Source organism: Mesorhizobium sp. M8A.F.Ca.ET.021.01.1.1 (assembly GCF_003998025.1).
In the GTDB taxonomy this organism is placed as follows: domain Bacteria; phylum Pseudomonadota; class Alphaproteobacteria; order Rhizobiales; family Rhizobiaceae; genus Mesorhizobium.
The window spans coordinates 1-1,338 of record NZ_RZSJ01000933.1; the positions used below are offsets into that span (position 1 = coordinate 1).

Annotated in this window: 1 pseudogene; it reads left to right on the top strand. The window is 62.6% G+C overall.

Annotated features, from left to right (window positions below):
• A pseudogene (locus EOA36_RS35580) lies at positions 1–1,326 on the top strand (AsmA-like C-terminal region-containing protein); the annotation flags it as partial.
• Between the last annotated feature and the right edge of the window lie 12 nt (positions 1,327–1,338).

The following is a 1,338-nucleotide window of genomic DNA, read 5'->3' on the forward strand; positions in this document are numbered from 1 at the left end:
TCGCTGAATGGCATTCCGGCCGAACTCGATCTGGTCGAGCCGCTGGCCGATGACGGGCCGGCGCGCAGCCGCAAGGTAGCCCTGGTGCTCGACGACAAGATCCGCGCCGTTGCCATGCCCGGCCTGACGCCGCTGCTTGGCGGAACGGTGAAGGTCGCGATCGACAAGAGCGGCAACGGCAACCAGAACGTCTCGGCCGACCTGACCAACGCCAGGCTGGACATTCCCTGGGCCGGCTGGAGCAAGGGGGCGGGGGTTCCCGCCAGCGCCACATTCGTCATGACCAAGTCCGGCGACACCACGACGCTGTCCGACTTCGAGCTCGACGGCAAGACGTTCTCCGTCGACGGCAGTATCGTGCTGGTCAACGGCGCCTTGTCTTCGGCCAAGTTCAACAAGGTCACCTTGAACAGGGGCGACGACGTGGCTGTTTCGGTCAAGCGATCGGGCAAGGGCTACGCGGTCGACATCAATGGCAATGCGCTCGACGCTCGTTCGCTCATCAAGCAATTTACGTCCGATGTGGACACCGCAACGAAGACGACGGGAACAGACAACATTTCCGTCAGCGCCGATGTCAATCAGCTGACCGGTTTCCACGATGAGCAACTGTCCAACCTGAAGCTCGACTACAGTGCGGCCGGTTCAAGGGTGAACGGACTGAAGGTGAGCGCGACGGCGAGTTCCGGCGCCGCCATCGTCATCAGCAACACCACCGGCGACGACAGACGCTCGCTCAACGTGCAGTCGGCGGACGCCGGCGCCATCCTGCGGTTCCTCAACATTTATGAGCACATGGAAGGTGGCGCGATCACATTGGCCCTGTCGGGAGCCAGCGATGGACCGATGAAGGGCAAGGTCGACACCAGCAACTTCTTCGTCGTCAACGAACCCAAACTCGCCTCCATCGTCTCGACCACGCCGGCCGGCGATAGCCGCAGCCTCAACCAGGCGGTGAAGGGCAAGCTCGACACGTCGCGAGTGAAGTTCGAACGGGGTTACGCCGAGATCGACAAGGGTAGCGGCTACCTGAAGCTGACCAATGGCGTGCTGCGTGGCCCGCGCATCGGCACGACGTTCCAGGGCATCCTCTACGACCAGAACAACAATATGGACATGACCGGCACCTTCATGCCGGTCTACGGCCTCAACCGTATTTTCGGCGAACTGCCCATCGTCGGCGCGCTTCTGGGCAATGGCCGCGACCGCGGCCTGATCGGCGTCACCTACCGGCTCAGGGGCAATGCCAACAAGCCGGTGCTCGACGTCAATCCGCTGTCGGTGATCGCGCCGGGCATATTCAGGTCGATCTTCGAGTACCGGTGAGGGTCCTCAGTC